A 26,045-nucleotide genomic window follows, 5' to 3' on the forward strand; every position below is an offset into this window, starting at 1 on the left:
GGGTGTCTCGCCACACCTCCATCCAGCCTGCCGGCGGCATCGGTCCTCAAAAGCGGCTCGATAGCCTTGGATCGAGCCGACGGCACATTCTCCTAAGATCTGGCTGGATGCTTTGATTTAGGGCTCGGCAGCGGGGGCGCGGGACAAGAACAGGTTTGCCTCCAGCAGGCGCCGGGTGGCCGGCGCGCTGGCCTGCCTGGTGATAGTGCCGGATGGCAGGTTTTCCACCAGTCGTCCCTTGTCGAGCACCAGGATGCGGTCGCAGAAGGACTGCACCACCGCCAGATTGTGGCTGATGAAGACATAGGTCAGGCCGAGCTGCTGCCTGAGCTCGAGCAGCAGCGCCAGGATCTGGGCCTGCACGGAGACATCGAGGGCGGAGGTCGGCTCGTCCAGGATCAGGCATTCGGCCTCGACACCGAGCGAGCGGGCGATGTTGATGCGCTGACGCTGCCCGCCGGAGAATTCGTGCGGATAGCGCTCCGCGGCACCCGCGTCCAGGCCGACCAGGCGGAGGAGCTCGGCCGTGCGCTCGCACGCGTCCTCGCGGTCGGCGGCGACACCCAGCCGCAGCATCGGCGTTGCGATCTGGACGCCCACGCGCCGGCGCGGATTGAGGGCCGAGGAGGCGTCCTGCAGCACGAGTTGGAGACGGCGGCGCAGCGGGCGGCGTGCCTGGTCGGACAGTCCGTCGATCCTGGCGCCGTCGAACAGGATCTCGCCGCCATCAGGTTCGTCGAGCCCTGTCAGCAGGCGCCCGATCGTGGACTTGCCCGAGCCGGAGGCGCCGATGATGCCGACGATCTCGCCGCGTTCGATTGCGAAATCGACGTCCTCGACGGCGACGACTTCGTGCCGCGGGCCGAACAGGCCGGTGCGCACGCCATAGCGGCGGGTGAGGCCCCGGACCTGGAGGATGGGAGATGACGCCATCGCTTATCGCCCGGCTGTGCGGGCAAGGAGGGCCGGCCGATCCTGCTCGCTGATCACGTTGAGCGTGGGGCGGGGCAGGGGATGGTCGAGGCGCGGCACAGCGTCGATCAGTGTCGCCGTATAAGGATGCTGGGGTGCCGCCAGCACCTGCGCCGTCGGCCCGGTCTCGACGATGCGTCCGTGCTGCATGACGGCGATGCGGTCGCTCAGGAACGACACCACGCCGAAATCATGGGTGATCAGCAGGATGGCGGTGCCGTAGCTGTCGCGGATGCGGGCCAGCAGGGCCAGGATCTGCTTTTGGGTGGCGGTATCGAGCGCCGTCGTCGGCTCGTCGGCGATGATGAGCTTGGGGCGGCTGTTGATCGCCATGGCGATCAGCACGCGCTGGCGCATGCCGCCGCTCAGCCTGTGCGGATAGGAGGCCATGACGCGTTCGGCCGCGTCGATGCCCACTTCGCCGAGCCAGCGCAAGGCCTCGCGGCGGGCCTCGCTGCGGCCGAGGCCGTTGCGGAAGGCGATCATGTCCGCAAGCTGGCGGCCGATGGTGGATGTCGGGTTCAGGGAGGTCAGGGAGCTTTGGACGATGAAGGCGATGTCCTGGCGCAGGATGCGCTGGCGGTCGCGCGTGCCGGCAGCGAGCAGATCCCGGCCCTGGAAGAGGATGCGGCCTTGTGTGATCCGGGCGGCGGGACGCGGCAGCAGGCCGACGATGGAGGCCGCCGTCATGGTCTTTCCCGAGCCGGACTCACCGACCAGAGCGAGAATCTCGCCCGCCTGGAGATCGAGGTCGACGCCCCTGACGGCCTGGATGGTGCGGCGGGGCGTGGTGATGGCGACGTGCAGATCGGCGAGCCGCAAAAGCTCGGAAGGGCCCGGCGATGCCTGAACCGTGTGATGCGCAATGGGGGCAATGATCGACATGGCCGCTCCTTCAGCGAGTTCGACTAGGCATGGTGATGTGGATCCAGCCAGTTCCGCAGGCCGCTGCCGAGCCAGTTGAAGGCCAGCGAGACGATGATGATGGCGATACCGGGCGCGATCACCACATGCGGCGCGCCCTCGGCGAATACGCCGACGCCGTCCACGGTCATCCGTCCCCAATCGGCCAAAGGCGGCTGGATGCCGAGGCCGAGAAAGCTGAGGCCTGAGGAAAAGCCGATCATCGGCCCGATCAGCGTGGTGGCGTAGATGATGGCGGGCGAGAGCACGTTGGGCAGGAGTTCGCCGAACAGGATTGCCGAGCGGCCGGCGCCGAGCAGGCGCGCCGCATCCAGATATTCGCGCCCGGTTTCCGCCAGCACCGCGAAATAGACCACGCGCGTCATATAGGGCACCAGCGACAGCGCGATGGTGGCGATGATCGTGATCAGGCCCGGGCCGAGCAGGGCGGCGATGGCGATCGCAAACAGGATCATCGGAAAGGCGAAGAGCACGTCGATGCCGCGCATGATCACCGCGCCCAAGGGCTGGCGCGCAAAGCCGGCGGCGAGGCCGAGACCAAGGCTGACGATGAAGGCGATGGCGACCGGGACGATGCTGGCGATCAGGGACAGGCGCGCGCCCCAGATCAAGCGGGAGAGGATGTCGCGCCCCTGGCCGTCGAGCCCGAGCCAATGGCCCGGCGTGCCGGGCGGTGCGAGCCGGAGGGCGCCTTCGCCGATGTCGGGATCATAGGGGGAGATCAAGGGCGCCAGGGCTGCCAGGCCGATCACCGCGACGATGATGGCAAGGCCGATGATGCCGCGATCGATCCGGCGCCGGCGCGTCGGCGTTTCGGTGGGCGATGCCCCGAGGGCGTTTGAGGCCTGGAAGAATGACATCAGGCTCTCGCTCGCGGATTGAGCCAGACCAAAGCGAGGTCGACGATCAGGTTGATCACGATGAAGGTCGCGGCAATCATCAGGACGCCGGTCTGGATGACCGGGATGTCATGGGCGGTGATGGCGTTGTAGAGCTGGGCGCTGAGGCCGGGCCAGGCGAACACCGTCTCCACGAAGATGACGCCGCCGAACAGCGTGCCGAATTGCAGCCCGCCGATGCTGACGATCGGTGCCAGGATGTTGCGGGCGATCTGGGTGAACAGCAGCCTCGGCGTCGACATGCCGGCCGAGGCGAACATCCTGGCATAGTCGGCATTGAGCGCATCGATGACGCTGGCGCGCGTCAGGCGCATGATGATGGCGATGGCGAGCACGGCGGCGGAGAAGGCCGGCAGGACGAGATGGGCGAAAAGGTCCGCCAGGGAATGGGAACCCCTGAGATTGTACATGCCCGACGACGGCAGCCAGCGCAGCTGCTTGGAGACCAGCCAGATCAGCATGATGCCGAGCCAGAACACCGGCGTCGCCGCCAGGCCCTCGCTGATGGCGGCTGCAAGCCGGTCGAACCAGCCCCCGGCCCGCAGGCCGGAAAGCACGCCGAGCAGGACGCCGACCGTCAGCGCGATCACCAGGCTCGCCAGGGCCAGGATGAAGGTGTTGACATAGGCGGGGACGAGGATGTCGAGCACCGGCACATGCATGGTGATGGAGGTGCCGAAATGGCCGCCCAGCAGGCCCCACAGCCAGGCGCCATACTGAACGAGGAAGGGCCTGTCGAGGCCAAGATCGCGGCGGATCTGGTCGGCAGTCTCGCCCGAGGCGTCGCGGCCGAGCATGATCGCCACCGGGTCTCCCGGGCTGAAATAGACCACCAGGAAGACCAGGAAGGTGACCAGCACCAGAATAGCCAGTGAAGCGGCGGCGCGGCGTGCGATGAGGGCGATCATCCCGGCACCCCCGGCCTATTGCTTTTCCTTCAGCCAGACATGGCTGAGATCATACCAATCCTGGGCAGGGGTGGCGAAGCCGCCGACATTCTTGCCCGCGGCATAGTGGGTGCGCTCGTAATAGATCGGCAGCTTACCGACGTCTGCGGCCAGGATCCGGTTGGCCTCGCGCCATTTGTCCCTGATGTCCTCGGCCTTGACGGCGGTGATTGCCTCATGGACGGCCTTGTCGAACGCCGGATTGTTGTAGTTGCCCGTATTGCCGCTGCTCTGGCTGTGGGCGACAATGTAGAGCCAATAGGGCGTGAGAAAGCCCCATTCCATCGAGGTCAGGGCAACCTCGGGGCCGTTCTTCTTGTTGCGGGCCAGGAAGCTGTTCCAGTCATAGGAGCGGATCTCGAGCTTGATGCCGGCCTTGGCCGCGTCACGCTGGATCCATTCGGCCACCGGCTCACCGCCCGCATAGATCTCCAGGAGGCCGCTGACGCCGCCGGGATGGCCGGCTTCGGCCAGCAACTGCCTGGCTTTCTCCACATCGTAGGGATAGTCGCGGAAGGAGGGGTCGAAGGCATCGCTCCCCGGGTTCAGGATGCCATAGGCAGGGCCGGCCGTGTCCTTGAGAAGGTCGCGCGCCAGCGCGGCCCGGTCGATCGACAAAGCGAGCGCCTGGCGCACGCGCGGATCCTTGAAGGTCTCGTTGGCGGTGTTAAAGGTGTAGTAATAGACCGAAGGCAGGTCGACATTGTCGACACTGAAGCCCTCCGCCTTCAGCTTGGCCACGCTGTCGCGCGGCGGCCAGGAGATGATGTCGACCTCGCCGGTCTCCAAAGCGGCGACACGGGCATTACCGTCGATGATCGGCCGGAAGATGATGCGGTCGAGGAAGGGCTTGTCGCCCCAGTAGCCGTCGAAGCGCTCGATCTCGACCTTCTGGCCGCGTACCCGTTCGACAAAGCGGAAGGGACCGGTGCCGACGGGATGCTCGGCATAGCCGTCATTGCCGTATTTGCGGATGGCCGCGGGGCTGGCAATGCCGCCCGAACCGCCGCTGCCCTGGGCGAGCATCCTCAGGAAGGGGCTGAACGGTTCGGCGAAGGTGAGGACGAGAGTGTGGTCGTCGGGCGTGTCGATCCGGCTGAGCGAGGAATAGGTGTAGGCGAGGTTGGCGGCGCTGATCTTGTCGTAGAACTCGAATTTCGGATCCCAGCCGCGGCGGATGTTGAAGGCCACGGCCTCGGCGTTGAAATCGGTGCCGTCATGGAACTTGACCCCGCGACGCAAATGGAAGGTGTAGACCCGCCCGTCCGGCGAGATCTCCCAGGATTCGGCGAGGGCCGGCTTGAGGGGCGGGACCTTTACCTCCGCGCCGGATTTCGACAGGTCCTCGGTCACCAGCGGCTCGTGGATGTGGCGGGCGATGCGAAAGGTCTCCCAGCCGCCTTCCCGGCCTGGATCGAGATTGGTGATCTCGGCGTTCTGGGCGACGATCAGCGTGCCGCCATATTTATCGGCGTCGTCGGCGAGGGCCGCGCCGTGGACGAGGGCAAACAGGGCGCCGGCAAGGCTCAGTCTGAGGCCCAGGGAAACGAACCGCATCGTAATCTTCCATTCATTCCAGTCAGAGGAGCGGACGCGCCGGGAGACGGCGCGTCGCGGCAGGCGGAAGGCCGGAGCGATCCGCCTGCCGGATCTCGGCGTCAGAAGTCGCCGATGCCGCCGCCCGGCGGGCCGACCGGCGGTTTTTCCCTGGGCAGCTCGGTCACCAGGGCCTCGGTGGTGACGATCAGCGAGGCGATCGAGGCGGCATCCTGCAGGGCGGTGCGCACCACCTTGGCCGGATCGACGATGCCGGCCTCCAGGAGGTCGACGAAGGTCTCGGTCTGGGCGTTGAAGCCGAAGGTCGCCGACTTGTTCTCGGTGATCTTGCCGACCACGATCGAGCCTTCGACGCCGGCATTCTCGACGATCTGGCGGATCGGCGCTTCCAGGGCCTTCAGCACGATGTTGATGCCGGACTGGACGTCGGCGTTCTCGCTTCTGAGCTCGGCGACGGCGGCCTTGGCCCGCAGCAGCGCAACGCCGCCGCCGGGCACGATGCCTTCGGCGACGGCAGCGCGGGTGGCGTTGAGCGCGTCGTCGACCCGATCCTTCTTCTCCTTGACCTCGACCTCGGTCGAGCCGCCGACGCGGATCACCGCGACGCCGCCGGCGATCTTGGCCAGGCGCTCCTGCAGCTTCTCGCGGTCATAGTCGGAGGTGGTCTCCTCGATCTGCGCCTTGATCTGGGCGACGCGGGCGCTGATGTCCTTCTTCTTGCCGGCACCGTCGACGACGGTGGTGTTTTCCTTCTCGATGCGCACGCGCTTGGCGCGCCCGAGCTGGGAGAGCGTGACGTTTTCGAGCTTGATGCCGAGATCCTCCGAGATGGTCTCCCCGGCGGTGAGGACGGCGATGTCCTCCAGGATGGCCTTGCGGCGATCGCCGAAGCCCGGTGCCTTGACGGCGGCGACCTTCAGCCCGCCGCGCAGCTTGTTGACCACCAGGGTGGCGAGCGCCTCGCCCTCGACGTCTTCGGCGATGATCAAAAGGGGCTTGCCGGTCTGCACCACCGCTTCGAGCACGGGCAGCAAGGGCTGGAGCGAAGACAGCTTCTTTTCGTGGATGAGGATGTAGGGGTCCTCGAACTCGACCACCAGCTTCTCGGCATTGGTGACGAAATAGGGCGAGAGATAGCCACGGTCGAATTGCAGACCCTCGACGACGTCGAGCTCGGTTTCCAGGCTCTTGGCTTCCTCGACGGTGATCACGCCCTCATTGCCGACCTTGTCGACGGCGGTGGCGATGATGGCGCCGATCGAGCTGTCGCCATTGGCCGAGATGGTGCCGACCTGGGCCACTTCCTCGGACGACTTCACCTTCTTGGCGCGCTTTTCGATGTCCTTGATCGCGGCCGTGACGGCGAGGTCGATGCCGCGCTTGAGATCGAGCGGATTGAAACCGGCCGCCACCGCCTTGGCACCCTCGCGCACGATGGCCTGGGCGAGGACCGTGGCGGTGGTGGTGCCGTCGCCGGCAAGATCATTGGTCTTGGAGGCGACTTCGCGCAGGAGCTGGGCGCCGAGATTTTCGAACTTGTCTTCGAGCTCGATCTCCTTGGCGACGGTGACGCCGTCCTTGGTGATGCGGGGCGCGCCGAACGACTTCTCGATCACGACATTGCGTCCCTTCGGACCCAAGGTGACCTTGACGGCATTGGCCAGGATGTCGACGCCGCGCAGCAGGCGCTCGCGGGCATCGGAGGAGAATTTGACGTCTTTTGCTGCCATGATTGGATTCCTTCAGGCCCGGAAGCGACGAAAGCGCTCGAAGGCTTGTCTGGCTGTGAAAAGGGGGAGGGGATGTCAGGCGATGATGCCGAGAATGTCCGCTTCCTTGAGGATGAGCAGGTCCTGGCTGTCGATCTTGACTTCGGTGCCGGACCATTTGCCGAACAGCACGCGGTCGCCTGCTTTCACATCCAGCGGCTGAAGCTTGCCGTTCTCGTCGCGCGCGCCGGGACCGACGGCGACGACCTCGCCCTCCTGGGGCTTTTCCTTGGCGGTATCAGGTATGATGATGCCGCCCTTGGTTTTCTCCTCGCCTTCCAGGCGACGCAGGACCACGCGATCATGGAGCGGTCGAAAGCTCATGGATTCTACCTCAGATTGATTGAAGCACCGCGATTTTCCGCCTGATTCAGGCAGGTTTCGCGGCTTGAACCCATGCTAGGGCGGGTCAAGCGTCGGCGTCAATAAAAAGAATATAAAATATATAGACAATATATAATTTATGCGCAAACATACCTCCATCGATTTGCCGGACGCAGCCTGCGGCGACAGCGGGCGCGGCCATCCCGGCGAGCCAATTTCCCTACCAATGGATGATTTGCGTCGTGTCCGCCGAACCGATCATTTTGAACGGGTTCACCATGAACTCGGTTTCCCATGTCAATTACGGGCTGTGGCAACACCCCGAGGATCAGACGTACCGTTATACCGATCTCGACTATTGGCTCGAGCTCGCCCGCATCCTCGACGAAGGCCGCTTCGACAATCTGTTCATCGCCGATGCGCTGGGATTGCTCGACGTGCATGGCGGCAGCGCCGAGGCCTCGTTGCGAACGGGCACGCAATCGCCCCTCGGCGATCCCCTGCTGCTGGTTTCGGCCCTGGCGGCGGCCACGCGCGATCTCGGCTTCGGCATCACCGTCTCGACCAGCTACGAGAAGCCCTATCTGCTCGCCCGCAAATTCACCACGCTCGATCATGTCACCCGCGGGCGCATCGCCTGGAACGTGGTGACCTCCCAGCTCGACAGCGCCGCCCGCAATCTGGGGCTGGAGGCCCAGTACCCCCATGATGAGCGCTATGATCGCGCCGATGAATTCCTCGAAGTAGCCTACAAGCTCTGGCAGGGTTCATGGGAGGACGATGCCGTCCTGCGTGACCGCGGCAGCGCCGACCATCTCGAAGGGCTCTATACCGATCCCTCCAAGGTGCACGGCATCGGCCATCGCGGCCATTACTACAACGTTCCCGGCCCGCATCTTTCCGAGCCCAGTCCCCAGCGCGTGCCGGTGATCTTCCAGGCCGGCGGCTCGCCGCGCGGGCAGGCTTTCGCGGCCCGCCATGCCGAGGTGGTCTTCGTCGCCGGAGCCGATGCCGCCGGCATCCGGCGCAATGTCGCTGGCATCAAGGAACTGGCCCGCGAGGCGGGCCGGGCGCCGGGGGCCATCCGCTTCATCAGCGCGCTGGCCGTCGTCACGGGCGAGGACGACCAGGCGGCCCAGGCGAAACTCGACGATTACCTGCGTTATTACAGCCTGGAAGGCGCCATCACCCATTATTCGGCGAGTACCGGCATCGATTTTGCCGGTCATTCCCTCGATGAGCCGCTGCGCTATCAGGACACCAACGCCAACCGATCCCTGCTGCGCATGTTCGACGATCCGGCCTCGGGCAGGCGGTGGACCTTGCGCGAGGCCTTCCTGCCCGATGGCGGCTTCGGCCGGGTGAAGACGCTGGTGGGTGGGCCGGCCCGGATCGCCGACGATCTCGACGCCTGGCTCGCCGAGACCGATACCGATGGCATCAATCTCATCCACATCGTCAATCCCGGCAGCTTCCGCGATTTCGCGCAGCATGTCGTGCCCGAGCTCGACCGGCGTGGGCGCCTGCGCGAACGCCGGGCCGGCGCGCTGCGCAGCCGCCTGTTCGGCACCGATTCCCCGCTTGTGCCGCCCGACCATCCCGCGGCCCGCTTTGCCTTCCCGGCAGCCCAGACGGCTGAGGCCCGGTCATGAGCGCCGATGGAACGCGGGCAGGCCTGGGCAGGGAGGAGCGGTTCCGGCTCTGGGTCGAGGCGGCCGAGCAGGTCGCCGCGGAACTGAGAAGGACGGGGGCGGCGCGCGATGCCGCCGGTGCCGATCCGGTGGCGGAGATCGAGTTGTTGCGCCAGGCCGGTCTCCTGACGATCTTCCTGCCCGAGGCGATCGGCGGAGGCGGTGCCACCACCCGGCAGGTCCTGCGTATCATCCGCATCCTGGCGAAGGGCGATACCTCCATCGCCCAGATCGCCACCTACCATCTGTTCGGCACGGCCCTGGGCCGGAATGGCGCGAACCAGGCATTGTTTGCCCGGCGCGCGGAGGGCTTCCTCCGGCTGGGCTGGTTCCATGGCGGCGTGGCCCAGGCCGCCTATGAACCGCTCATCAGCGCGACGCCGCAAGGCAAGGGCTTCGTGCTCAACGGTTCCAAGCCCTTCGCCAGCGGCGCGGCGGTGGCCGACACCCTGCATGTGTGGGTGCGCTTCGCGCCGGGGACTGAGATCGCGGGGGACGATGCGGGCGGCCATATCGGCCAGTTCGTGGTGCCCAATCCCGCGCCGGGGCTGAGCTTCGGCCATGACTGGGACAATATGGGCCAGCGCCTCACCGTCTCCGGCAGCGCCAGCTTCGACAATGTCGCGGTGAGCCTGGACGATCTTGTCGCGCATCGTCGCGAGGGCGCTCCGCAGACGCCGGCCGAGACCCTGCATGTGCCCATCATCCAGCTCGCCTTCGGAGAACTCTATCTCGGCACGGCGCTCGGCGCCTTCGAGGAGGCACGCGATTATATCCGCACGCGCTCGCGGCCCTGGCTTTCCTCCCCGGCCAGCAAGGCCAGCGAGGACACGCTGGTGGTCGAGCGTTTCGGCAGGCTTTCCGTCGCGCTGGCCTCGGCCGTAGCGCTGTCGGATGCAGCGGGCGAGGCGGCCCAGCGCGCGGCGGAACGCGGGGGTGAACTGACCGAGCAGGAGAGAGGCGAGGTCGCGGCCATCGCCTACCAGTCGAAGGTGCATTCGACCGAAGTGGCGCTGGAGGTCACTTCCCGCCTGTTCGAGCTGATGGGCGCGCGGGCCACCACCAGGGCGCTCTCCTTCGATCGCTACTGGCGCAATGTGCGCACCCACTCCCTGCACGATCCCGTGCACTACAAGGTCCTTGAGGTGGGCGACTACGCCCTCAACGGGACGGTTCCTCCACCCACCTATTATTCGTGAATGGTTTGAACGATGTCCGTTTCATCACCGCCGATTGCCGCCAAGAAACCTTTCCTTCTCAATGGCTTCGGCATGACCGTCGTCGGTCACGTCTCGGCGGGCCTGTGGCGCCATCCCGACGACCGGGCCGACACCTATACCAGCATCGACTACTGGATCGGCCTCGCCAGGCTGCTCGAGGAGGGCGGCTTCGACGGACTGTTCCTGGCCGATGCGCTCGGGCACCTGGACGTCTATGCCGGCACGCCCGATGCCTCGCTGCGCACCGCCGCCCAGTCGCCGGTCAACGATCCCTTGCTGCTGGTCTCGGCCATGGCGGCGGCCACAAGGCATCTGGGCTTCGGCATCACGGTGTCGACCACCTATGAGCAGCCTTATCTGCTGGCGCGCAAATTCACCACGCTCGACCATCTCACCAAGGGGCGCATCGCCTGGAACGTCGTCACCTCCGTGCTGGAGTCGGCCGCGCGCAATCTCGGTCTCGAACGCCAGATCGAGCATGACGAGCGCTATGACCGCGCCCAGGAGTTCGTCGACGTCGCCTACAAGCTGTGGGAGGGCTCGTGGGAGGAGGATGCAGTCATCCGCGATCGCCAGCGCGGCATCTATACCGATCCGGCCAAGGTCCATGCCATCCATCATCGCGGCACCTATTTCACCGTGCCGGACGCGCATCTGTCCGAGCCGAGCCCCCAGCGCACGCCCTTGCTCTACCAGGCCGGCACTTCGACGCGCGGGCGCGAATTCGCAGCTGGCAATGCCGAAGTCGTCTTCCTGGGTGGTACCAATTCGCCCTCGATCCGCCGGCGCATCGAGCAGATCCGCTCGCGTGCCGTCGAGCTCGGCCGGGCGCCCGATGCCATCAAGTTCATCACCGCCATCAGCGTGGTGACGGCTGAAACCGACGAGGAAGCCGAGGCCAAATATCGCGACTATCTCTCCTACACCAGCGTGGAGGCGGCGCTTGCCCTGTTCTCGGCCTGGACCGGGGTCGACTGGTCGCAATATCCGCTCGACCATCCCATCGAATATATCGAGACCAATGCCGGCCGTTCGGCCTTGTCCAGCCTCACCAGCATCGATGCCGACCGGCGCTGGACCGTGGGCGATGTCGCCGACTATATCGGCGTGGGCGGCATCCATCCCACTTTGGTCGGCGGGCCGAAGAAGGTCGCCGACGCGCTCGAGCGCCTTGCCGACGAGACCGGCATCGACGGCTTCAATCTCGCCTATGCCATCAGCCCCGGCTCCTTCGAGGACTTCATCCGCTTCATCGTGCCCGAGCTTCGCCAGCGCGGCCGCATCCGCGAGCGACCGGCGACGCCGGTGACCCTGCGCGAACGCTTCCAGGGCGAGGGCCAGCGCCGGCTGCGCGAGGATCATCGCGGCGCCTCCTTCCGCGACTTCACCCGTTTCGTCCCTGCGCGGGACGTGCCGGCCGCGACCGCGGCCGAGTGACCCCCCAATGTGCCGACAGCTTTGAACGAGGACGAGACAAGTGGCCTATGACGCAACCGTGAGCGCCTTGCGCGATACGCGCAGGGATGCCCCCGCCATCGAGATCTATGCCGGCCTTTCGGAGGCGGAATTCGCGGAGTGGCGCAGCCGCGCCGAAAGTGTTGCCGCCGAACTCGCGGCCACTGCGCTCGAACGCGACCGTGCCAACCAGGATCCGTCCGAGGAAATCGAGCTCTTGCGCAAGGCCGGCCTCCTCGGCCTTGCCGTGCCCAGGGCCCTGGGCGGCGCCGGCGCCAATCTCGCGCAGGCGCTCGAGATCAGCCGTATCATCTCTGCAGCCGACGGCTCGATCGGGCAGCTGATCGCCTATCACTATTCCAATGGGGTGTGGAGCTACATCCTCGGCACGCCCGAGCAATGGCAGGCCACGGCCCGCGGCGTCGGCGAGGAGGGCTGGTTCCAGGGCGGCGTCAGCAATCCGCGCGATCCCAAGGCCGAGCTGGAAAAGACCGCGAACGGCTACCTGATCAGCGGGCGGCGCACCTTCGCCACCGGCGCCTCGATCGCCCAGATCCTCACCGTTACCGTCTGGGATGGCGAGAAGCGCGTGCATTTTCAGGTCCCGCCATCGCGCAAGGGCATCAGCTTCGAGGGCGACTGGGACAACCTCGGCCAGCGCCTCACCGCCAGCGGCTCGGTGATTTTCGACAGGGTCGAGGCGACCGATGCGGACCTCCTGTCGGGTCTCGATCATTATGCCGGTGATGTCGAGCAGCGCGACGGGCTGCGCGTACTGTTCAGCCAGCTGATCTTCGTCAATTTCTATCTCGGCATTGCCGAGGGAGCGCTCAAGGCCGCCTCCGCCTATGTGCGCAGCCATGGCCGGCCCTGGCCCGAGTCGGGGCTGGAAAAGGCGACCGAGGATCCCTACCACCTCCAGCTCTTCGGGCGCCTGTCGGCCGGCATCGCCGCCGGCGTGGCCCTGGCCGACAAGGCTGCGGCCCTCTATCAGGCGGCGCTGCTGGCGGGGCCGGCGCTGACGGCGCAGGCCTGGGGCGAGCTCGCCCTTCTGATCGACCAGGCCAAGGTCATCGCCACCAAGGTTTCGCTGGAGGTTACTGCCGATATCTATGAGGCGACGGGCGCCCGTTCGACGGCCAACAAATACGGTCTCGACATCTATTGGCGCAATGTGCGTACCCATACGGTGCATGACCCGGTGTCCTACCGCCTGCGTGAAATCGGCGAGTTCGCGCTCAACCAGACGCTGCCGAAGCCACGCGTCTTCACCCCGCCGGCGAAGGCCTGAACGCCATGTCGCTGCACGCCGTAGACCTCTCGGCCGTCAGGGCACCGAGCCCGGCGCCCGCCCGGGTAAGAGTTCTGGATGACGTCCCGGAACTGATCCAGGCGGCCCGGCTGTTCCGCACCGCCATGGTGGGTCTGCCGAATTTCGGGCCGATCGATGCCGGCTTCGTCGCCGACATCTATGAGCCGGGTCGCACCCTCGGCGCCTTCCTGTCAGGCACGCTGGTCGGCACCGTCAATTCCTATGCCAGCACCCTGACGGTTCCGGGCGGCGGACGGCTCGCCCATGCCGCCGTCACCCATGTCGGCGTGCTGCCCACCCATACCAGGCGGGGCATCGGCACCGCTCTTCTGGAAAGGCAATTGGCAGAGGCGCGTTCGCGCGGCGATGCCATCGCTACGCTGCGGGCTTCGGATGCGCGCATCTACGCCCATTTCGGCTATGGTATCGCCAGTTCGCAGGTCAGTTTCGACCTTGCCACCGAAGGGGCCCGGCTGCGGCCGGGCGTGGCGCGCGGCCTGCCGGTGCGTTTCGTCGAGCCGGACGAAGCCTGGTCGCTGCTGCCCGCCATCCATGCTCAGGCCGGCACCGCCCGGGCCGGCGCCATCGCACGCTGGCACGCCTGGTGGCGCTTCCAGCGCCTGCGCCAGGACCTGTCCAAGGCGCCGGCCTATGTCGTGGTGGCGGGCGAGGAAGGGCGGGAGAGCGGCTATGTGCGCTACCATCCGATCGGTCTCGACGAATGGTTCGCCGGCTCGGATCGCACCCTCGTCGTCGACGATCTGGTCGCGGCCGACGATGCCGCCTATGGCGCTCTGATTGGCCATCTTCTCAATGTCGATCTGGTGCACCGCATCCTCTTCCCAGGCCGGCCGGTGGATGACGCCCTGCCGTGGCTGTTCGAAAACCATCGGCAGGCCCGTGTGACCGGGCAGCGGGACGAGACCTGGCTGCGTCTTCTCGACGTGCGCCAGGCCCTGGAAACGCGCCGCTATGCCGGTGAAGGCGAGGTGGTGCTCGCCGTCAGCGACCCTCTTTTCGCCGAGAACAATGGCCGGTTCCGCATCTCGGCGCAGGGTGCGGTGCCGACCGATGCTCCGGCACAGGCCGAGCTCGATGTCGCCGCCTTGGCAACGACCTATCTCGGCGGCACGCGCTGGTGGCAGCTCGCCAGGGCCGGCCGGGTCAAGGCCGAGAGCGAGGCGGTGCTGTCCACGCTCGATACCTTGTTCGCCACACCGGCCCAGCCCCACGCGGGCACCGTGTTCTAGACCCCACGCCCGATGGCGCAGGGCCTTCGTCCCTCCTTCGAAACATCAGGAAACAGACTATGAAATCCCGGCTTTTCGCCCGTTCTTGGCTGCTCGGCTCGGCGGCTTGCTTTGCGGCGGTGGGGGCGGCCCTGCTGCTGGCAGGCAGCCTCGCCCCCAGCACGGCACAGGCGGCCGACGAGGTCCCTTATGGCGGGACGCTGCGCATCGCCTCGCTCGACCCCGATCTCGACGCCTTCGACCCCTTGACCGGCTACAGTACCGATTCCTGGGAGATCCTGCGGGCCGTGACCCGCCAGCTCGTGACCTATCCGGGCGCGCCGGGCGACATCAAGGACGACACCAAGCTGGTGCCCGACCTCGCCGAGTCCTGGGACGTCAGCCCCGACGGCAAGACCTACACCTTCCATCTTCGTGACGGCATCACCTATTCGGGCCCGATCACGCGCAAGATCACGGCGGGGGATTTCGTCTACGGCATCAAGCGCTTCTGCGATCCCAACAAGCAGGTCGCGGCCATCAACTATTTCAATCTCGCCTTTTCCGGCTTCGCCGACTACTGCAAGCAGTTCGCCAAGGTACCGACGGGCGATCTCGCCGCCACCAAGGCCTTTACCGATACGCATGACATCGCCGGCGTCTCCGCGCCGGACGACAGGACGCTGGTGCTGCGTTCCGACAGCAAGAACTATGATTTCCTCAACATCCTGTCGATGAACTTCGTCAGCCCGCTGCCGCCGGAAATCGCCTCCAAATATTTCCCGGATTCGCTGGAGTTCAGGAAGAACCTGCCTTCGAGCGGTCCCTATTACGTGGCGACCTACGATCAGGGCCAGAAGCTCGTTCTCAAGAAGGTGGCCAACTACAATCATGCCGCCGATCCGGCTCGCAAGGCCTATGTCGATGAGATCGTCGTCGACTTCACCACCAATACCGAAGATGCCGTGGTGCAGAAGATCCGCGCCGGAGAAGCCGACCTGTCGCTCTATCTCGACGTGCCGCCTTTGGCGGCGATCCGGCAATATCAGGCGCAGAAGAGCCCCTATCTGCATGCCTCCAACAGCGGTTCGGCCAATTTCATCACTGTCAACGCCCGGCCGGAAGCCACCAGCCCAGGCGCCACCGCCCTGCGCAAGCTCGAAGTGCGCCAGGCTCTCGCCTATGCAGTGAACAAGGCCCATCTCGTCCAGCGCCAGGGCGGCTCGATCGCCGCTCTCCCGCTCGGCCAGATCATCACCTCGACGATCCTCGGCCATGAGCCCTTCGATCCCTACGCCACACCCAAGAGCGCAGGTGATCCCGCCAAGGCCAAGGAGCTGCTGGCCAAGGCAGGCTATCCCGACGGCTTGACGCTGGATGCGGTCTACCAGACCACGGCGCAGGTGCAGGCCATCGCGGTGACGCTCAAGGAAGACCTGGCCGCGGCGGGCTTCACCCTCAACCTCATCCCGGTGCCGAGCTCGCAGTACCGCTCCTACATCCAGGACCCCAAGAGCCATTGGGACATCTTCCTCGGCGGCGCCTTCGCACCCGACTGGCAGGGACCGAGCACCCGCATGCTGCTCGGGGGCTGGCTGAATTCGGATGCCTCGCCCTGCGGCACCGGCAACGTCTATGCGATCTGCTACTCCAACAAGGAGCTCAACAGATTGGCGGCCGAGGCCTTCCCCTCCGATGATCCCGGCCCGGTCTGGGCCAAGGCCGATCGCCTCGTCTCCGCCGACCTGCCCTGGATCCCCCTGTTCGAGAAGCGCAAGGTCGCCATCACCTCCGATCGCATCGCGCTGTGGACCTGGTCCTCGCTCGCCGTGCAGGCCGACATCACCAACATCGCCCTGCGTAAATAGCGGCAGGGTGCAGGAGAGGCGGCCATGGCGATCTTCTCGGTCGATAATCTGGATGTGAGCTTTGGAACGCGCCGGCATCCCACGCAGGTGGTGCGCGGCGTCTCCTTCGCCGTCGATGCCGGCAAGACCCTGGCCATCGTCGGCGAATCCGGCTCCGGCAAGAGCGTATCGCTGTTGGGGGCCACCGGCCTGCTACCGCCCTCGGCGGCGGTGGCGGGCAGCGTCCGCCATCGCGGCACCGAACTCCTCGGCCTGTCGGCGAGCCGGCTGCGCCGCCTGCGCGGCGCGCAGATCGGCTTCGTCTTCCAGGATCCGCTCTCCAATCTGCATCCGCTCAAGACGATCGGCAGCCAGATCGGCGAAGCGATCACGGCCCACCAGCGCGTGGGGCGGTCGGCCCTGCGCACGCGCATCCTCGATCTGCTTGACGAGGTCGGCATTCGCGATCCCGCCCGGCGCATCGACGATTACCCTCATCAGTTCTCCGGCGGCATGCGCCAGCGCGTGATGATCGCCATGGCGATCGCGCTCGGGCCCGACCTGCTGATCGCCGACGAGCCGACCACGGCACTTGACGTGACGGTGCAGGCCGCGATCCTCACGCTCCTGCGCCAATTGCAGGAGCGCCATGGCATGGCCCTGATCTTCGTCAGCCATGACCTCGGCGTCGTCAACGATATCGCCGACGACGTGGTAGTGATGCGTGGGGGAAGCGTGGTGGAGCAGGGGCCGGCGGCGCGCATCTATGGCGCACCGCAGGAACCCTATACCAGGCTGCTGCTGGGAGCGGCGCGCCACGGGCTGGCCCTCGGCACCGCCGCACCCGTGGAGACCAAGCCCCTGCTGACGGTGGAGGGGATTTCCCGCCGCTTTCGCCGAGGCGGCAAGGCCGAGGGCACGCTGCAGGCGCTCGACCGGGTCTCGTTTGCCCTGCGCGAAGGCGAGATCCTCGGCGTGGTCGGCGAGTCCGGCTCTGGCAAGTCGACCATCGGCCGCATCGTCGTCGGACTGGACAGGCCGGACGAGGGCCAGGTCCGGCTCGGCAACAATGTCTATGCCCATGCCGGCGCTACAACCCTCACCGGACAGCAACGTTCCGCTATCCAGATGGTGTTCCAGGACCCCTATGGCAGCCTCAATCCGCGGCGGCGGATCGGCGCCATCCTGGCCGAGCCCTTCATCATCAACACGGATCTGTCCGCGCCCCAGATCCGTTCGCGCACCCGCGACCTCGTCGATGTGGTGGAACTGCCCCAGGACGTGCTCGACCGCTACCCCGCCCAGCTCTCCGGCGGGCAGCGCCAGCGGATCGCCATCGCCCGCGCGGTGGCGCTGGAGCCGCGCGTGATCGTGGCGGATGAACCGGTGTCGGCTCTCGACATCACCACGCAGGCGAAAATCATCGCGCTGCTGCGCTCACTCAGGAGCCGGCTCGGCGTCTCCATCCTGTTCATTTCCCACGATCTCGGCGTGGTGGCCGATCTGTGCGATCGCGTGCTGGTGCTGCAGGCCGGCCGCATCGTGGAGGAGGGGGTGACCGCGCAGGTCTTCCGCCATCCAACCCAAGCTTATACCCAGGCATTGATCGCCGCGATTCCGGGACGGAGGGCCAGGGAAGCGGACGAGCCCAGAAGGCTGGCCCTGCATGGCTGACGTCACCGAAACGGCGCTCGCCGGCAGGTCCGAGCCGGACCGCACGGTGCGGCAGGTTCCGTCCGGGATAGCGGCGGTGCTGGCCGAAGCCTCCGTGCGGTTCGGCGGCTTGCTGGTGCTGGCGGTGGTGGCCGCCGCGCTGCTGGCGCCCCTGTTGGCGCTTTGGCTCGGCCATGGGCCGACGGAGCAATTCAGCGATATCGCCCTGTCGGAGGATGGTTTGCCCATTGGGCCGGGCTGGGCCTTTCCGCTCGGCGCCGACGGCGATGGCCGCGATGTCCTGGTCCGCACCCTCTATGGCGCGCGCATCTCCCTGCTGGTCTCCATCCCCGCCACCACGCTCGCCATGGTGGTGGGCACTTCGATCGGCCTGATCGCCGGCTATTTCGGCGGGCTGGCGGACCGCGTGATCTCGCAGGGCATCGACGTGGCCCTGTCCTTTCCCTTCGTGGTGACGGCGCTCAGCCTGCTGGCGCTCAACCGCGGCGCCAACGGCCAACCGATCGCCGATCCCGTGCTGGTGGTGGTGCTGATCATCGCTTTGTTCTCCTGGACCTATTTCGCCCGCCTGACTCGGGGGCTGGTGCTCTCGCTTCGGCACAGCCCCTTCGTCGAGGCAGCGGAGACCCTGGGGGCAAGCCGCCGGCGGATCCTGATCCGGGAGATCCTGCCCAATGTCGCGCCGGTCGCCCTGGTCTACTGGGCCGTGCAATTGCCTAACAACATCGTGGCCGAGGCGACCTTGTCCTTTCTGGGCGTCGGCATCCAGCCGCCGACGGCGAGCTGGGGCAACATGATCGCGGATGCCCAGCGCTCCTCGCTCTACCAGTTGCAGCCCTGGTTCCTGCTCGGGCCGAGCATCGCCCTGTTCCTGACGGTGGTGGGCTTCAACACGCTGAGCGCGGGCCTGCGCAACGTCCTCGATCCCCATCGGCGTTGAGGGAGGGATCATGCTGCGCTTCATTCTCGGCCTCGCCGTACGGGCGATCTCCACTTTGCTGATCGTCCTCGTCATCGCCTTCTTCATCACGCGCCTCGCCTATCAGAATCCGGCGGTGATGCTGGCGCCGCGCAATGCCAATCAGCAGGCGATCGATGCGGTCACCCATGCGCTGCGCCTCGACGAGCCCTGGCATGTCCAGCTCTGGCAATATCTCTATCGTGGGCCGGACATTCAGGGTGCGGCGATGGGGCTCGCGCACTGGCCGCCGGGTCTGGGCTATTCCTTCCGCAAGCAGACGGGCGTCACCGAGCTGATCCTCGACAAGGTGCCCGTGACCTTCTCGCTCGCTTTGGGAGCGCTGGTCATCTGGATGGTGGTCTCGCTGATGCTGGGCATCCTGGCGGCGCGGCGGCCGGGCTCCCTGCTCGACCATGCGCTGGCGGCCATCGCCTATGTCGGCCTGTCGGTCCCTACCTTCCTCTCCGGGATGCTGCTGTCCTTCTTCCTGTTCTACCAGCTCTCGACCATGGGCATCGACTGGTTCCCGAGTAGCGGCTATGTGCCGTTCTTCGACAATCCCTTCGAATGGGCCCGTCATCTGACCTTGCCCTGGCTGACGCTGGCGATCGCAGAGATCGGCATCTTCCAGCGCGTGGTGCGCGCCGCCATGCTGGACGTATTGGGCGCGGACTATATCCGCACCGCCCGGGCCAAGGGGCTCAGCGAATGGCGCATCCAGGTCGGTCACGCGCTCAAGGCCGCCCTCAACCCCATCATCACCCTGGCTGGGCTGGAACTGGCGGTGATCATGGGCGGGGCGATCGTTACCGAGCAGATCTTCGGCCTCGACGGTGTCGGCAGGCTGGCCATCAACGCCGCGCTGGACGGGGATTTTCCCGTGGTGATCGGCACCACCATCTTCACCGCGGCGATCTTCGTCGCCTGCAACTTCCTGGTCGATGCCATCACCAGGCTGCGCGACCCGCTGGCGGCAGCCGGATGAGCCGCCGACAGGCATTGCGGTGATGGCTGAATTGACCTTCTCCTGGAAGCAGCCTGCCAATTGCTCCAGCATCGCGGGCAGACTTACCAAGCTCCCGAGATAGCTTAAAACTTGGGGGCAAGGTCAAGCCGAGGGCTGGAGTGCATAGAGCGGGCTTCTTTCTGTCATATTCACCGCCCAAGGTGACTATGATGATAGCGATAGGCTTCCCCACGGACTTGTGACTCAAGATGGCCGCTGAATATCCCAATGGCCTGGCTCAGGCGATGAGCCAGGCCAGCATGGACCCTTCATGGCTGGCAAGGCGGGTGGGCGTGGATCTCGCCCAGCTTGAGACATGGGCGGCCGGCCGAGAATCGATCCCTCCCGACGTTGCGGTGAAGCTGGCCGCCAAGCTGAAGACCACCGTGGCGGACATTCTATACGGACTGGGACAGGCCGAGGACGATCGGCCCTCGAGATGGCAGATGCGGCGGCGAGGCCGATAATCAAGGCGGCTCTATTCCACCAAATGCCGATCCATGCCGGCCAGCCCCCGTAACCTCACAGGGACTGGCGGGTACGCTAGGGCGAATGCTATTCGGCCTTGTCGTAAGTGAACTGGATGCCGGGGGTCCCGCCCGTCTGGATGAACAGATCCAGGAATGCCGGAACGGTCTGGCTGCGCTTCCAGTCGCGTTGAAGTTCGCAGAAGAGCTGGACGGTCGAGATGAGCTTGCCGCCCGCTTGTTCGATGCGCCGCAGCGCTGCCTCATGCGCCGCAACCGAGGTCCCCCCGACCGCATCGACAGGAACATAGACCTCGTAACCTTCAGCCAATGCGTCCAGCGCCGGGAAGGTGAGGCAGGCCTCCGTCCACAGAGCGGTCATGACGAGTTTCTTTCGGCCGGTTTCCTCGACGGCCTTGCGAAATTCAATGTCCTCCCAACTGTTGATGCTGGTCCGATCATAGGTGGGATAGTCGCCCAGCACCTTGCGGATATGTGCAACGGGCGGTTTGTTGAGACCTGTCTGCACGTTCACGGTCGAGTGGACGATCGGCAGCCCGTAGGTGACTGCCGCCCTCGAACAGCCAACGATGTTGTTGAGCAGCAGCTGGCGATCCATCGAAGCGATCGAATTCACCTGGACCGGCTGATAATCGATGATGATGAAAGCTGCATTCTGCGGTGTCAGCAGTTGATCCGATTGCGGATCGCGCACGGGTTCGCTCGACATGGGTCGTTCCTTTCTTCTGCAGGCGCCCGACTTCCTTTCCGCGCGGAGAAGTATTCTCGGCGGGCAGAACGGCGCGGGCGCTTCGGCCGCCCCGATTGGGAAAACCAGCCCGGCTTCCAAGGCAGAACCGGCAGAATTGGAAATATCAGCGGGACGACTGGCTCGGAAGATTGCTTAACCCGATGCAGCGTCCTATCAATGGGACGATGCAGGATCTCAATGACCTCTTTTATTTCGTGCAGGTGGTCGATCACGGCGGATTCGCTGCGGCATCGCGAGCCGGCGGCATGCAGAAGTCCAAGCTCAGCCGGCGCATCCAGCAACTGGAAGATCGGCTGGGTGTGCGACTGCTCAATCGTTCTTCTCGCCGGTTTTCCGTCACGGAGATCGGCCGTGAATATTACGATCGTTGTGTTGCCATGCTGGTCGAGGCCGAGGCCGCCGAACAGGTGATCGTGCAGGTGCAGGCCGAGCCGCGTGGCATCATCCGGGTAAGTTGCCCGGTAGCGCTGATCAATTTTCAGTTTGGGGCGCTCTTTGCGCGCTTTCTTGCTGCGTATCCGGCCATCGAGATCCATCTGGAAAGCACCAACCGGCGCGTCGACGTGATTGCCGAAGGCTTCGACGTGGCCATTCGCGTGCGTTTCCCGCCCCTTGAACCGACTGAACTCGTCATGCGGCGGCTCGACACAAGCACGCAATGCCTGGTGGCCAGCCCAGGCCTTCTGGCCGGGCGCCCCATAGCCTCCCCGGCCGATCTGGACCGCCTGCCGAGCGCCACCCTCGGGCCTCCGCAGCGCGAGTATCACTGGCAGCTCGAACATGCCGATGGGCAAAGCGCCAAGGTCAGGCATCTGCCACGGCTGGTGACCGGCGACATGGCCGCACTTTGCGATGCGGCGCTTGCCGGCGTGGGCGTGGCGCAACTGCCCACCATGGCCGTCTGGCGGCACGTTGCTGCGGGACAGCTCGTCCATGTCCTGCCGGACTGGCGACCCAATGCCGGCATCGTTCATGCGGTTTTTCCCTCACGGCGAGGCTTGCTGCCGTCGGTTCGTGCGCTGCTCGATTTCCTTGCTGCCGAATGTGCGGCGGCGCGAAAGCAGGCTGCCATGTAGGGCGCAGACGACACTTCTGCGAGCACACGGCGCTTCGTGCGCTGCCGCCGGCGTGCCTGCCCGAGACGCAGCGCGAATTCGGCGGGAGAGGGGCCATTTTGCGGAAAAGACTCGTTTCAGGAAATCTGGACGAGGTTATGATCTCAAGGCATGCGCCGCCCGCGGGCGGCGCATGCCTTTTCTTGCGAATATCGAATCTAGACAAAAGGGGAGGGATCACGATGACCACGGAACTGGATGGCGGCATCACGCGGCACGGCGAGGGCTATGAGCAGGTCGAATGGAACATCCTTGGCCAGCGCTATTTCCCGAAGGCCGATTGCGGGTCGACTTTCGCTTTCGAGGCGAATTCCGAACCCGGTCAGTTCGTGCCGGTCCACATCCATCCGACGCAGGATGAATTCATCTTTCTGCTGGAGGGGCAGCTGGAGCTGAAACTCGACGGAACCTGGCAGACCGCCAAACCCGGCGACCTGGTGCGCATGCCGCGCGGCATCCCGCATGGTTATTTCAACAAGTCGGACAAGCCGGCTCGGGCGCTGTTCTGGGTGTCGCCCGCCGGCAGGCTGCGCGACCTGTTCGAGACCTTGCACAACATGTCCGATGTCGAAGCCGTCCTACGCGCCTCGGCCGAGCATGACGTCGATTTCCTGCCGCCGGAAGCCAATGACTGAGACGAGGTCGTTCCGGGCGGTGAGATCGGGGGAGGCGAGTCCCGCTGCCGGATGACGGGCCTGAAAGCGAGAGTAAGATGCGATATCGGGTGGTCGACTGGACCTGGGCTTACGACAACGCAGCCAACATCCCCGGGAGCCAGGCGTGGCCGCAGGCCTGGGTGGACCCTGCCCGGCTGGCACGCGATGCGCTCGTCGCCGAGGATCGTGCAAGGCTGGATCTCGCCTATGGCGACGATCCGCGCCAGCGTTTCGATCTGTTCTATCCGAAGGGAGGCCTTGCGGGCCTGGTCGTCCTTGTTCATGGCGGATTTTGGATGGCGCTCGACAAGAGCTTCTGGTCGCATCTCGTGCAGGGGGCGCTGGCGCATGGCCATGCGGTGGCGATACCCAGCTACCCGCTCGCTCCGGAGGTACGCATCGCCGATATCACGAAGTCGATCGGCCAGGCCATCGTGGCGGCCGCGGGCATCGTGCCGGGGCCGATCCGGCTGATCGGCCATTCTGCCGGCGGCCAGCTGGTGACGCGCATGATCAGCCAGACGACGCCGCTCCCCGGCGAACTCCACGGCCGGATCGTGGGAACGCTTTCCGTTTCAGGCCTGCACGACCTTCGGCCGCTGATGCATATAGCCCGCAATGGGACGCTGAAGATCGACATGAACGAAGCAAAAAGCGAGAGCCCGGCTCTGCTCGAGCCATTGCCCGGCAGCAAGCTGATCTGCTGGGCAGGTGCCCGGGAGACCTCCGAGTTCCTGCGGCAGAATGCGTTGCTCGGCAATATCTGGCGAGGCCTCGGCATCGAGACCGATGTCGTCGAGGAGCCCGATCGCCACCATTTCAATATCCTGGATGGGCTTGTCGATCCCGACCATGCCTTGACGCGCGCTTTGTTCTCCATGTGATACCCGATCGCAGAAAGACGGACCTGTCATCCCCGGCGAGCACGTCACAAGCTTTGCTTGTGACTGGGAGGGAAGGGGATCCAGGAGTGACGAGCGACGTTCTCGGCCCCTGGATTCCCTTCCCACCGCCTGCGGCGGCGCCGGGAATGACAGCGCCCCCTTTGCAGGCACAGGTCAAACATTGTCCGGACTGGTATAAGATGCTTGGCGCGTCGGGTCAGGGTTGCGTTCCTGATTCAGGCCGGAGGCCGCTCGCCGCCTTGCCTTCGGACCTTCGCACCCTGATCTCGATCCGGCGCCGTTCCTTGACGTCGCCCCTCACGGATCCGTCGGTCACCTTGTCCCCCGGCAGGATCATCTGGCCTCCGGAGAGAGGCAGGACCGTCACGCCCTTGAGACGAGGGTCATTCTCCAGGACCCTGGCGACGGACACGGCCCGGGCCATGCCCAGGCCTGCATTGTCCGCCGGAGTGAGGCTGTCGATCTGCACCTTGCCCGCCAGGGCAGGGATGAGCTTGCCATCCAGGTTGGAAGCACGGTTGTTGACGGCCTGTTCGTCGGTGTGGCCGATCACCTCGACGACATCGACATCATATTCGGCGACGATCTTCGCCACGCGCTCGACGACGTTCGTCTTGAGCTTCCTGTCGAAATCCGCTGTGAGGTCGGCCCGGCCGATGGCGAAATTATAGCCACTGGCTTCGCTCAGATTGATGATGGGTGGCCAGTCGTGCTCGCCGCGCCCCTCTCGCTCGGCCTGCTGTGTCTTGGCACCCTTGACGATGAGGTCGGCCACCCCGGAGACCGTCAGATTCCCAAGCTCGATGGTCGTCATCCGGCTTTTCGCTTCGGCGATCTGGCGCCATGCCGTTGCCAGATCGGCTCCCGAGACATCGGCGGTCAGCGTGGGCAGGATGTCCTTGAGTTTCGCGGCATATTGTTTGAGCTGGTCGGGATCGACGCCGTTCTCCCGCAGTTTGTCGACGAGGCCGCGTGCTTCGACCAGTTTGCGCCAGCTATCATCGAGCTGCTGGGGAATTGCTCCGGTACGTTTGAACTCGTCCAGGAGTGCAGCGAGATCCTTCGAGGTCTGCTGTTCCTTTGCGAGCGCCGCTTCGGCCTGCTTCAGGCGGGCGGCAAGAAGATTGGCGCGTTCCTGCTCCCGGCTGAACATGACCGTCAGGGCGATCAGCAGGCAGAAAACCAGCAGCAGCATGATCTCGGCCATGGTCAAACCGAGGACGATGCCTCGCCGATAGGCCGCCCCATCGGAGCCGATGGAGGTCGCTCTACGCATCAGCCGCCGCCGATCTGCGCAAGAGGCGCCTGATATATCGCAGCGGCCTGCTCTGCTTGGCGGCGGCAGCCTCTTCCATCTGCCGTGTCAGGCCGGCGATCGCCTCCGCCAGATTGTCGATGCGGGCATTGCGCTTGGCTTCCGTATCGAGAAGCTGGGTCGGTGCCATCGGCGAATTGTGCTCGATGAAAGTTGCGAGGCTCTTGCTCAGCTGGGAGACGGCCTGCGTCAGTTCCCCGACCGAAGGCTGGAGCTTTTCTTCGATGACGTTGGCGGGTACCTGCAGGCTCTTGAGGTGGTCCGATACCGCCTCCAATGTCGCCGTGAGCCTGTCCGTCCCTTCGGACAGTTTGGCAGTTTCCGCGGCAAACTTCGTATTGGCCGCCTCGACGCTCTCGAATGCCGATTTGGCAAAGGCCTTCAGGATCGTGGTGCTGGCATCGGCACTGGCCTCGATCGGCCCGGCGGCCTTCCGGGTCAGATCCTCGAAGTCGCCGAGAGCCCTGCTGGTCGCATCCCGCACGCCCTCGCGGGCTTCCCCAAATCCCTCGATGATCATCTGCTGGGAGGAACGGCGGAAATTCGCGATTTCGACCACGATGGTATCCAGCTCCCGGCGAACCCGCCGGGTGGCTTCCGACAGTTCCAGGCGCGAGGCCAGCTCGACCTCGTAGGGATCCTGCCGCATCTGCCCGAACAGCACGCGAAGGGCGACACCGGCGATGGTCGAGGCAATTGCGACGCCGAAATTGCGGACGATTTCCTCTACTGCCCCCTCGGCCTGAAACTGATAGAGCGAGACGCCCAGGCTCGTGAGGGTGAACAGGAAGCCCATATAGTAGATGTTGTCGCCTGCCTGGTCCAAGCGCAGGCGGAAGCGCCGCAGCACGACGATGACGAGCGCGTAGACCACCATCACCGCAACCGGCACTGATGTCACCAGGAAGGCCGGATAGTGCATCAGCTTGGCGGCGATGATGTAGGCGCTGCCCGCCAGGACGAACAGGCTGAAGAGGCTGGCACTGATGGCGCTGTCGGTCGTCGACCAGGCCTTGTCCTGGACCATC

Annotated in this window: 23 protein-coding genes; 13 read left to right on the forward strand and 10 right to left on the reverse strand. The window is 65.5% G+C overall.

Features of this window, described 5'->3' with window-relative positions; genetic code table 11:
* Nucleotides 1-117: 117 nt before the first annotated feature.
* From ACIGJE_RS27435 to groES, 7 genes are all read right to left on the reverse strand, one after another.
* Nucleotides 118-933, reverse strand: coding sequence for an ATP-binding cassette domain-containing protein (locus ACIGJE_RS27435; protein WP_483680949.1), 816 nt, complete (start codon nt 931-933; stop codon nt 118-120).
* Between the two features lie 3 nt (nt 934-936).
* Nucleotides 937-1,857: an ABC transporter ATP-binding protein gene (locus ACIGJE_RS27440; protein ID WP_483680950.1), complete on the reverse strand. Its 921-nt coding sequence runs from the start codon at nt 1,855-1,857 to the stop codon at nt 937-939.
* Between the two features lie 23 nt (nt 1,858-1,880).
* Nucleotides 1,881-2,756 (reverse strand): ABC transporter permease, encoded by an 876-nt coding sequence (locus ACIGJE_RS27445; protein ID WP_311943384.1) that lies wholly within the window; start codon nt 2,754-2,756, stop codon nt 1,881-1,883.
* Nucleotides 2,756-3,703, reverse strand: a complete 948-nt coding sequence (locus ACIGJE_RS27450) for an ABC transporter permease (protein WP_311943387.1) — start codon at nt 3,701-3,703, stop codon at nt 2,756-2,758. Before ACIGJE_RS27450 ends, ACIGJE_RS27445 begins: the two co-directional genes overlap by 1 nt.
* Before the next feature lie 15 nt (nt 3,704-3,718).
* Nucleotides 3,719-5,299: an ABC transporter substrate-binding protein gene (locus ACIGJE_RS27455; RefSeq protein WP_483680951.1), complete on the reverse strand. Its 1,581-nt coding sequence runs from the start codon at nt 5,297-5,299 to the stop codon at nt 3,719-3,721.
* A gap of 101 nt (nt 5,300-5,400) precedes the next feature.
* Nucleotides 5,401-7,029, reverse strand: a complete 1,629-nt coding sequence (groL, locus tag ACIGJE_RS27460) for a chaperonin GroEL (protein ID WP_394312870.1) — start codon at nt 7,027-7,029, stop codon at nt 5,401-5,403.
* 75 nt (nt 7,030-7,104) lie between these two features.
* Nucleotides 7,105-7,392: a co-chaperone GroES gene (gene groES, locus ACIGJE_RS27465; RefSeq protein ID WP_311943393.1), complete on the reverse strand. Its 288-nt coding sequence runs from the start codon at nt 7,390-7,392 to the stop codon at nt 7,105-7,107.
* Between the two features lie 230 nt (nt 7,393-7,622).
* On the opposite strand from groES, the gene ACIGJE_RS27470 reads away from it, so the two are divergent.
* The 10 genes from ACIGJE_RS27470 to ACIGJE_RS27515 all read left to right on the forward strand — a co-directional run bounded on the left by ACIGJE_RS27470 (nt 7,623) and on the right by ACIGJE_RS27515 (nt 20,254).
* Nucleotides 7,623-9,044 carry an NtaA/DmoA family FMN-dependent monooxygenase gene (locus ACIGJE_RS27470; protein WP_483680953.1) on the forward strand — a complete coding sequence of 474 codons (1,422 nt, stop codon included), beginning with the start codon at nt 7,623-7,625 and terminating at the stop codon, nt 9,042-9,044.
* Entirely contained in the window at nt 9,041-10,282 is a 1,242-nt protein-coding gene (locus ACIGJE_RS27475) for an acyl-CoA dehydrogenase family protein (RefSeq protein WP_483680954.1), read from the forward strand. Before ACIGJE_RS27470 ends, ACIGJE_RS27475 begins: the two co-directional genes overlap by 4 nt.
* A 12-nt stretch (nt 10,283-10,294) precedes the next feature.
* The gene (locus ACIGJE_RS27480; RefSeq protein ID WP_483680956.1) at nt 10,295-11,740 is read left to right on the forward strand and encodes an LLM class flavin-dependent oxidoreductase; all 1,446 of its coding nucleotides are present in this window, start codon (nt 10,295-10,297) and stop codon (nt 11,738-11,740) included.
* A 40-nt stretch (nt 11,741-11,780) separates the two neighbouring features.
* Nucleotides 11,781-13,049, forward strand: a complete 1,269-nt coding sequence (locus ACIGJE_RS27485; RefSeq protein WP_483680957.1) for an acyl-CoA dehydrogenase family protein — start codon at nt 11,781-11,783, stop codon at nt 13,047-13,049.
* A 5-nt stretch (nt 13,050-13,054) separates the two neighbouring features.
* Nucleotides 13,055-14,320, forward strand: coding sequence for a GNAT family N-acetyltransferase (locus tag ACIGJE_RS27490; protein ID WP_415086505.1), 1,266 nt, complete (start codon nt 13,055-13,057; stop codon nt 14,318-14,320).
* 59 nt (nt 14,321-14,379) lie between these two features.
* Nucleotides 14,380-16,167 carry an ABC transporter substrate-binding protein gene (locus ACIGJE_RS27495; protein ID WP_483680959.1) on the forward strand — a complete coding sequence of 596 codons (1,788 nt, stop codon included), beginning with the start codon at nt 14,380-14,382 and terminating at the stop codon, nt 16,165-16,167.
* A gap of 24 nt (nt 16,168-16,191) precedes the next feature.
* Nucleotides 16,192-17,820: a dipeptide ABC transporter ATP-binding protein gene (locus tag ACIGJE_RS27500; RefSeq protein ID WP_483680960.1), complete on the forward strand. Its 1,629-nt coding sequence runs from the start codon at nt 16,192-16,194 to the stop codon at nt 17,818-17,820.
* Nucleotides 17,813-18,760 carry an ABC transporter permease gene (locus ACIGJE_RS27505; RefSeq protein WP_483680962.1) on the forward strand — a complete coding sequence of 316 codons (948 nt, stop codon included), beginning with the start codon at nt 17,813-17,815 and terminating at the stop codon, nt 18,758-18,760. Before ACIGJE_RS27500 ends, ACIGJE_RS27505 begins: the two co-directional genes overlap by 8 nt.
* 10 nt (nt 18,761-18,770) lie before the next feature.
* Nucleotides 18,771-19,766 (forward strand): ABC transporter permease, encoded by a 996-nt coding sequence (locus ACIGJE_RS27510; RefSeq protein WP_483680963.1) that lies wholly within the window; start codon nt 18,771-18,773, stop codon nt 19,764-19,766.
* 230 nt (nt 19,767-19,996) lie between these two features.
* Nucleotides 19,997-20,254, forward strand: a complete 258-nt coding sequence (locus tag ACIGJE_RS27515) for a helix-turn-helix domain-containing protein (RefSeq protein ID WP_311943413.1) — start codon at nt 19,997-19,999, stop codon at nt 20,252-20,254.
* An 88-nt stretch (nt 20,255-20,342) separates the two neighbouring features.
* On the opposite strand, the gene ACIGJE_RS27520 is transcribed toward ACIGJE_RS27515, so the two are convergent.
* Entirely contained in the window at nt 20,343-20,984 is a 642-nt protein-coding gene (locus ACIGJE_RS27520) for a hydrolase (protein WP_311943421.1), read from the reverse strand.
* 206 nt (nt 20,985-21,190) lie between these two features.
* On the opposite strand from ACIGJE_RS27520, the gene ACIGJE_RS27525 reads away from it, so the two are divergent.
* From ACIGJE_RS27525 to ACIGJE_RS27535, 3 genes are all read left to right on the forward strand, one after another.
* Nucleotides 21,191-22,102, forward strand: coding sequence for a LysR substrate-binding domain-containing protein (locus ACIGJE_RS27525; RefSeq protein WP_367626785.1), 912 nt, complete (start codon nt 21,191-21,193; stop codon nt 22,100-22,102).
* A 221-nt stretch (nt 22,103-22,323) separates the two neighbouring features.
* On the forward strand, nt 22,324-22,776 hold the full coding sequence (locus ACIGJE_RS27530) for a cupin domain-containing protein (RefSeq protein ID WP_311943612.1): 453 nt from the start codon (nt 22,324-22,326) through the stop codon (nt 22,774-22,776).
* A gap of 77 nt (nt 22,777-22,853) precedes the next feature.
* Nucleotides 22,854-23,681: an alpha/beta hydrolase gene (locus tag ACIGJE_RS27535; RefSeq protein ID WP_415086515.1), complete on the forward strand. Its 828-nt coding sequence runs from the start codon at nt 22,854-22,856 to the stop codon at nt 23,679-23,681.
* A gap of 217 nt (nt 23,682-23,898) precedes the next feature.
* On the opposite strand, the gene ACIGJE_RS27540 is transcribed toward ACIGJE_RS27535, so the two are convergent.
* A complete protein-coding gene (locus ACIGJE_RS27540) occupies nt 23,899-24,978 on the reverse strand; it encodes a hypothetical protein (protein WP_415086517.1) in 1,080 nt (359 codons plus the stop codon).
* Nucleotides 24,971-26,044 (reverse strand): hypothetical protein, encoded by a 1,074-nt coding sequence (locus ACIGJE_RS27545; RefSeq protein ID WP_367626787.1) that lies wholly within the window; start codon nt 26,042-26,044, stop codon nt 24,971-24,973. Before ACIGJE_RS27545 ends, ACIGJE_RS27540 begins: the two co-directional genes overlap by 8 nt.
* Between the last annotated feature and the right edge of the window lies 1 nt (nt 26,045).

The sequence above is a fragment of the Labrys sp. E2SS-1L genome (assembly GCF_057073705.1).

What these genes read in the sequence shown, in the direction of transcription:
- ACIGJE_RS27435 (WP_483680949.1), bottom strand. Translation starts at nt 933, where the DNA reads ATGGCGTCATCTCCCATCCTCCAGGTCCGGGGCCTCACCCGCCGCTAT.
- ACIGJE_RS27440 (WP_483680950.1), bottom strand. Translation starts at nt 1,857, where the DNA reads ATGTCGATCATTGCCCCCATTGCGCATCACACGGTTCAGGCATCGCCG.
- ACIGJE_RS27445 (WP_311943384.1), bottom strand. Translation starts at nt 2,756, where the DNA reads ATGTCATTCTTCCAGGCCTCAAACGCCCTCGGGGCATCGCCCACCGAA.
- ACIGJE_RS27450 (WP_311943387.1), bottom strand. Translation starts at nt 3,703, where the DNA reads ATGATCGCCCTCATCGCACGCCGCGCCGCCGCTTCACTGGCTATTCTG.
- ACIGJE_RS27455 (WP_483680951.1), bottom strand. Translation starts at nt 5,299, where the DNA reads ATGCGGTTCGTTTCCCTGGGCCTCAGACTGAGCCTTGCCGGCGCCCTG.
- groL (WP_394312870.1), bottom strand. Translation starts at nt 7,029, where the DNA reads ATGGCAGCAAAAGACGTCAAATTCTCCTCCGATGCCCGCGAGCGCCTG.
- groES (WP_311943393.1), bottom strand. Translation starts at nt 7,392, where the DNA reads ATGAGCTTTCGACCGCTCCATGATCGCGTGGTCCTGCGTCGCCTGGAA.
- ACIGJE_RS27470 (WP_483680953.1), top strand. Translation starts at nt 7,623, where the DNA reads ATGATTTGCGTCGTGTCCGCCGAACCGATCATTTTGAACGGGTTCACC.
- ACIGJE_RS27475 (WP_483680954.1), top strand. Translation starts at nt 9,041, where the DNA reads ATGAGCGCCGATGGAACGCGGGCAGGCCTGGGCAGGGAGGAGCGGTTC.
- ACIGJE_RS27480 (WP_483680956.1), top strand. Translation starts at nt 10,295, where the DNA reads ATGTCCGTTTCATCACCGCCGATTGCCGCCAAGAAACCTTTCCTTCTC.
- ACIGJE_RS27490 (WP_415086505.1), top strand. Translation starts at nt 13,055, where the DNA reads ATGTCGCTGCACGCCGTAGACCTCTCGGCCGTCAGGGCACCGAGCCCG.
- ACIGJE_RS27495 (WP_483680959.1), top strand. Translation starts at nt 14,380, where the DNA reads ATGAAATCCCGGCTTTTCGCCCGTTCTTGGCTGCTCGGCTCGGCGGCT.
- ACIGJE_RS27500 (WP_483680960.1), top strand. Translation starts at nt 16,192, where the DNA reads ATGGCGATCTTCTCGGTCGATAATCTGGATGTGAGCTTTGGAACGCGC.
- ACIGJE_RS27505 (WP_483680962.1), top strand. Translation starts at nt 17,813, where the DNA reads ATGGCTGACGTCACCGAAACGGCGCTCGCCGGCAGGTCCGAGCCGGAC.
- ACIGJE_RS27510 (WP_483680963.1), top strand. Translation starts at nt 18,771, where the DNA reads ATGCTGCGCTTCATTCTCGGCCTCGCCGTACGGGCGATCTCCACTTTG.
- ACIGJE_RS27515 (WP_311943413.1), top strand. Translation starts at nt 19,997, where the DNA reads ATGGCCGCTGAATATCCCAATGGCCTGGCTCAGGCGATGAGCCAGGCC.
- ACIGJE_RS27520 (WP_311943421.1), bottom strand. Translation starts at nt 20,984, where the DNA reads ATGTCGAGCGAACCCGTGCGCGATCCGCAATCGGATCAACTGCTGACA.
- ACIGJE_RS27525 (WP_367626785.1), top strand. Translation starts at nt 21,191, where the DNA reads ATGCAGGATCTCAATGACCTCTTTTATTTCGTGCAGGTGGTCGATCAC.
- ACIGJE_RS27530 (WP_311943612.1), top strand. Translation starts at nt 22,324, where the DNA reads ATGACCACGGAACTGGATGGCGGCATCACGCGGCACGGCGAGGGCTAT.
- ACIGJE_RS27535 (WP_415086515.1), top strand. Translation starts at nt 22,854, where the DNA reads ATGCGATATCGGGTGGTCGACTGGACCTGGGCTTACGACAACGCAGCC.
- ACIGJE_RS27540 (WP_415086517.1), bottom strand. Translation starts at nt 24,978, where the DNA reads ATGCGTAGAGCGACCTCCATCGGCTCCGATGGGGCGGCCTATCGGCGA.
- ACIGJE_RS27545 (WP_367626787.1), bottom strand. Translation starts at nt 26,044, where the DNA reads ATGGTCCAGGACAAGGCCTGGTCGACGACCGACAGCGCCATCAGTGCC.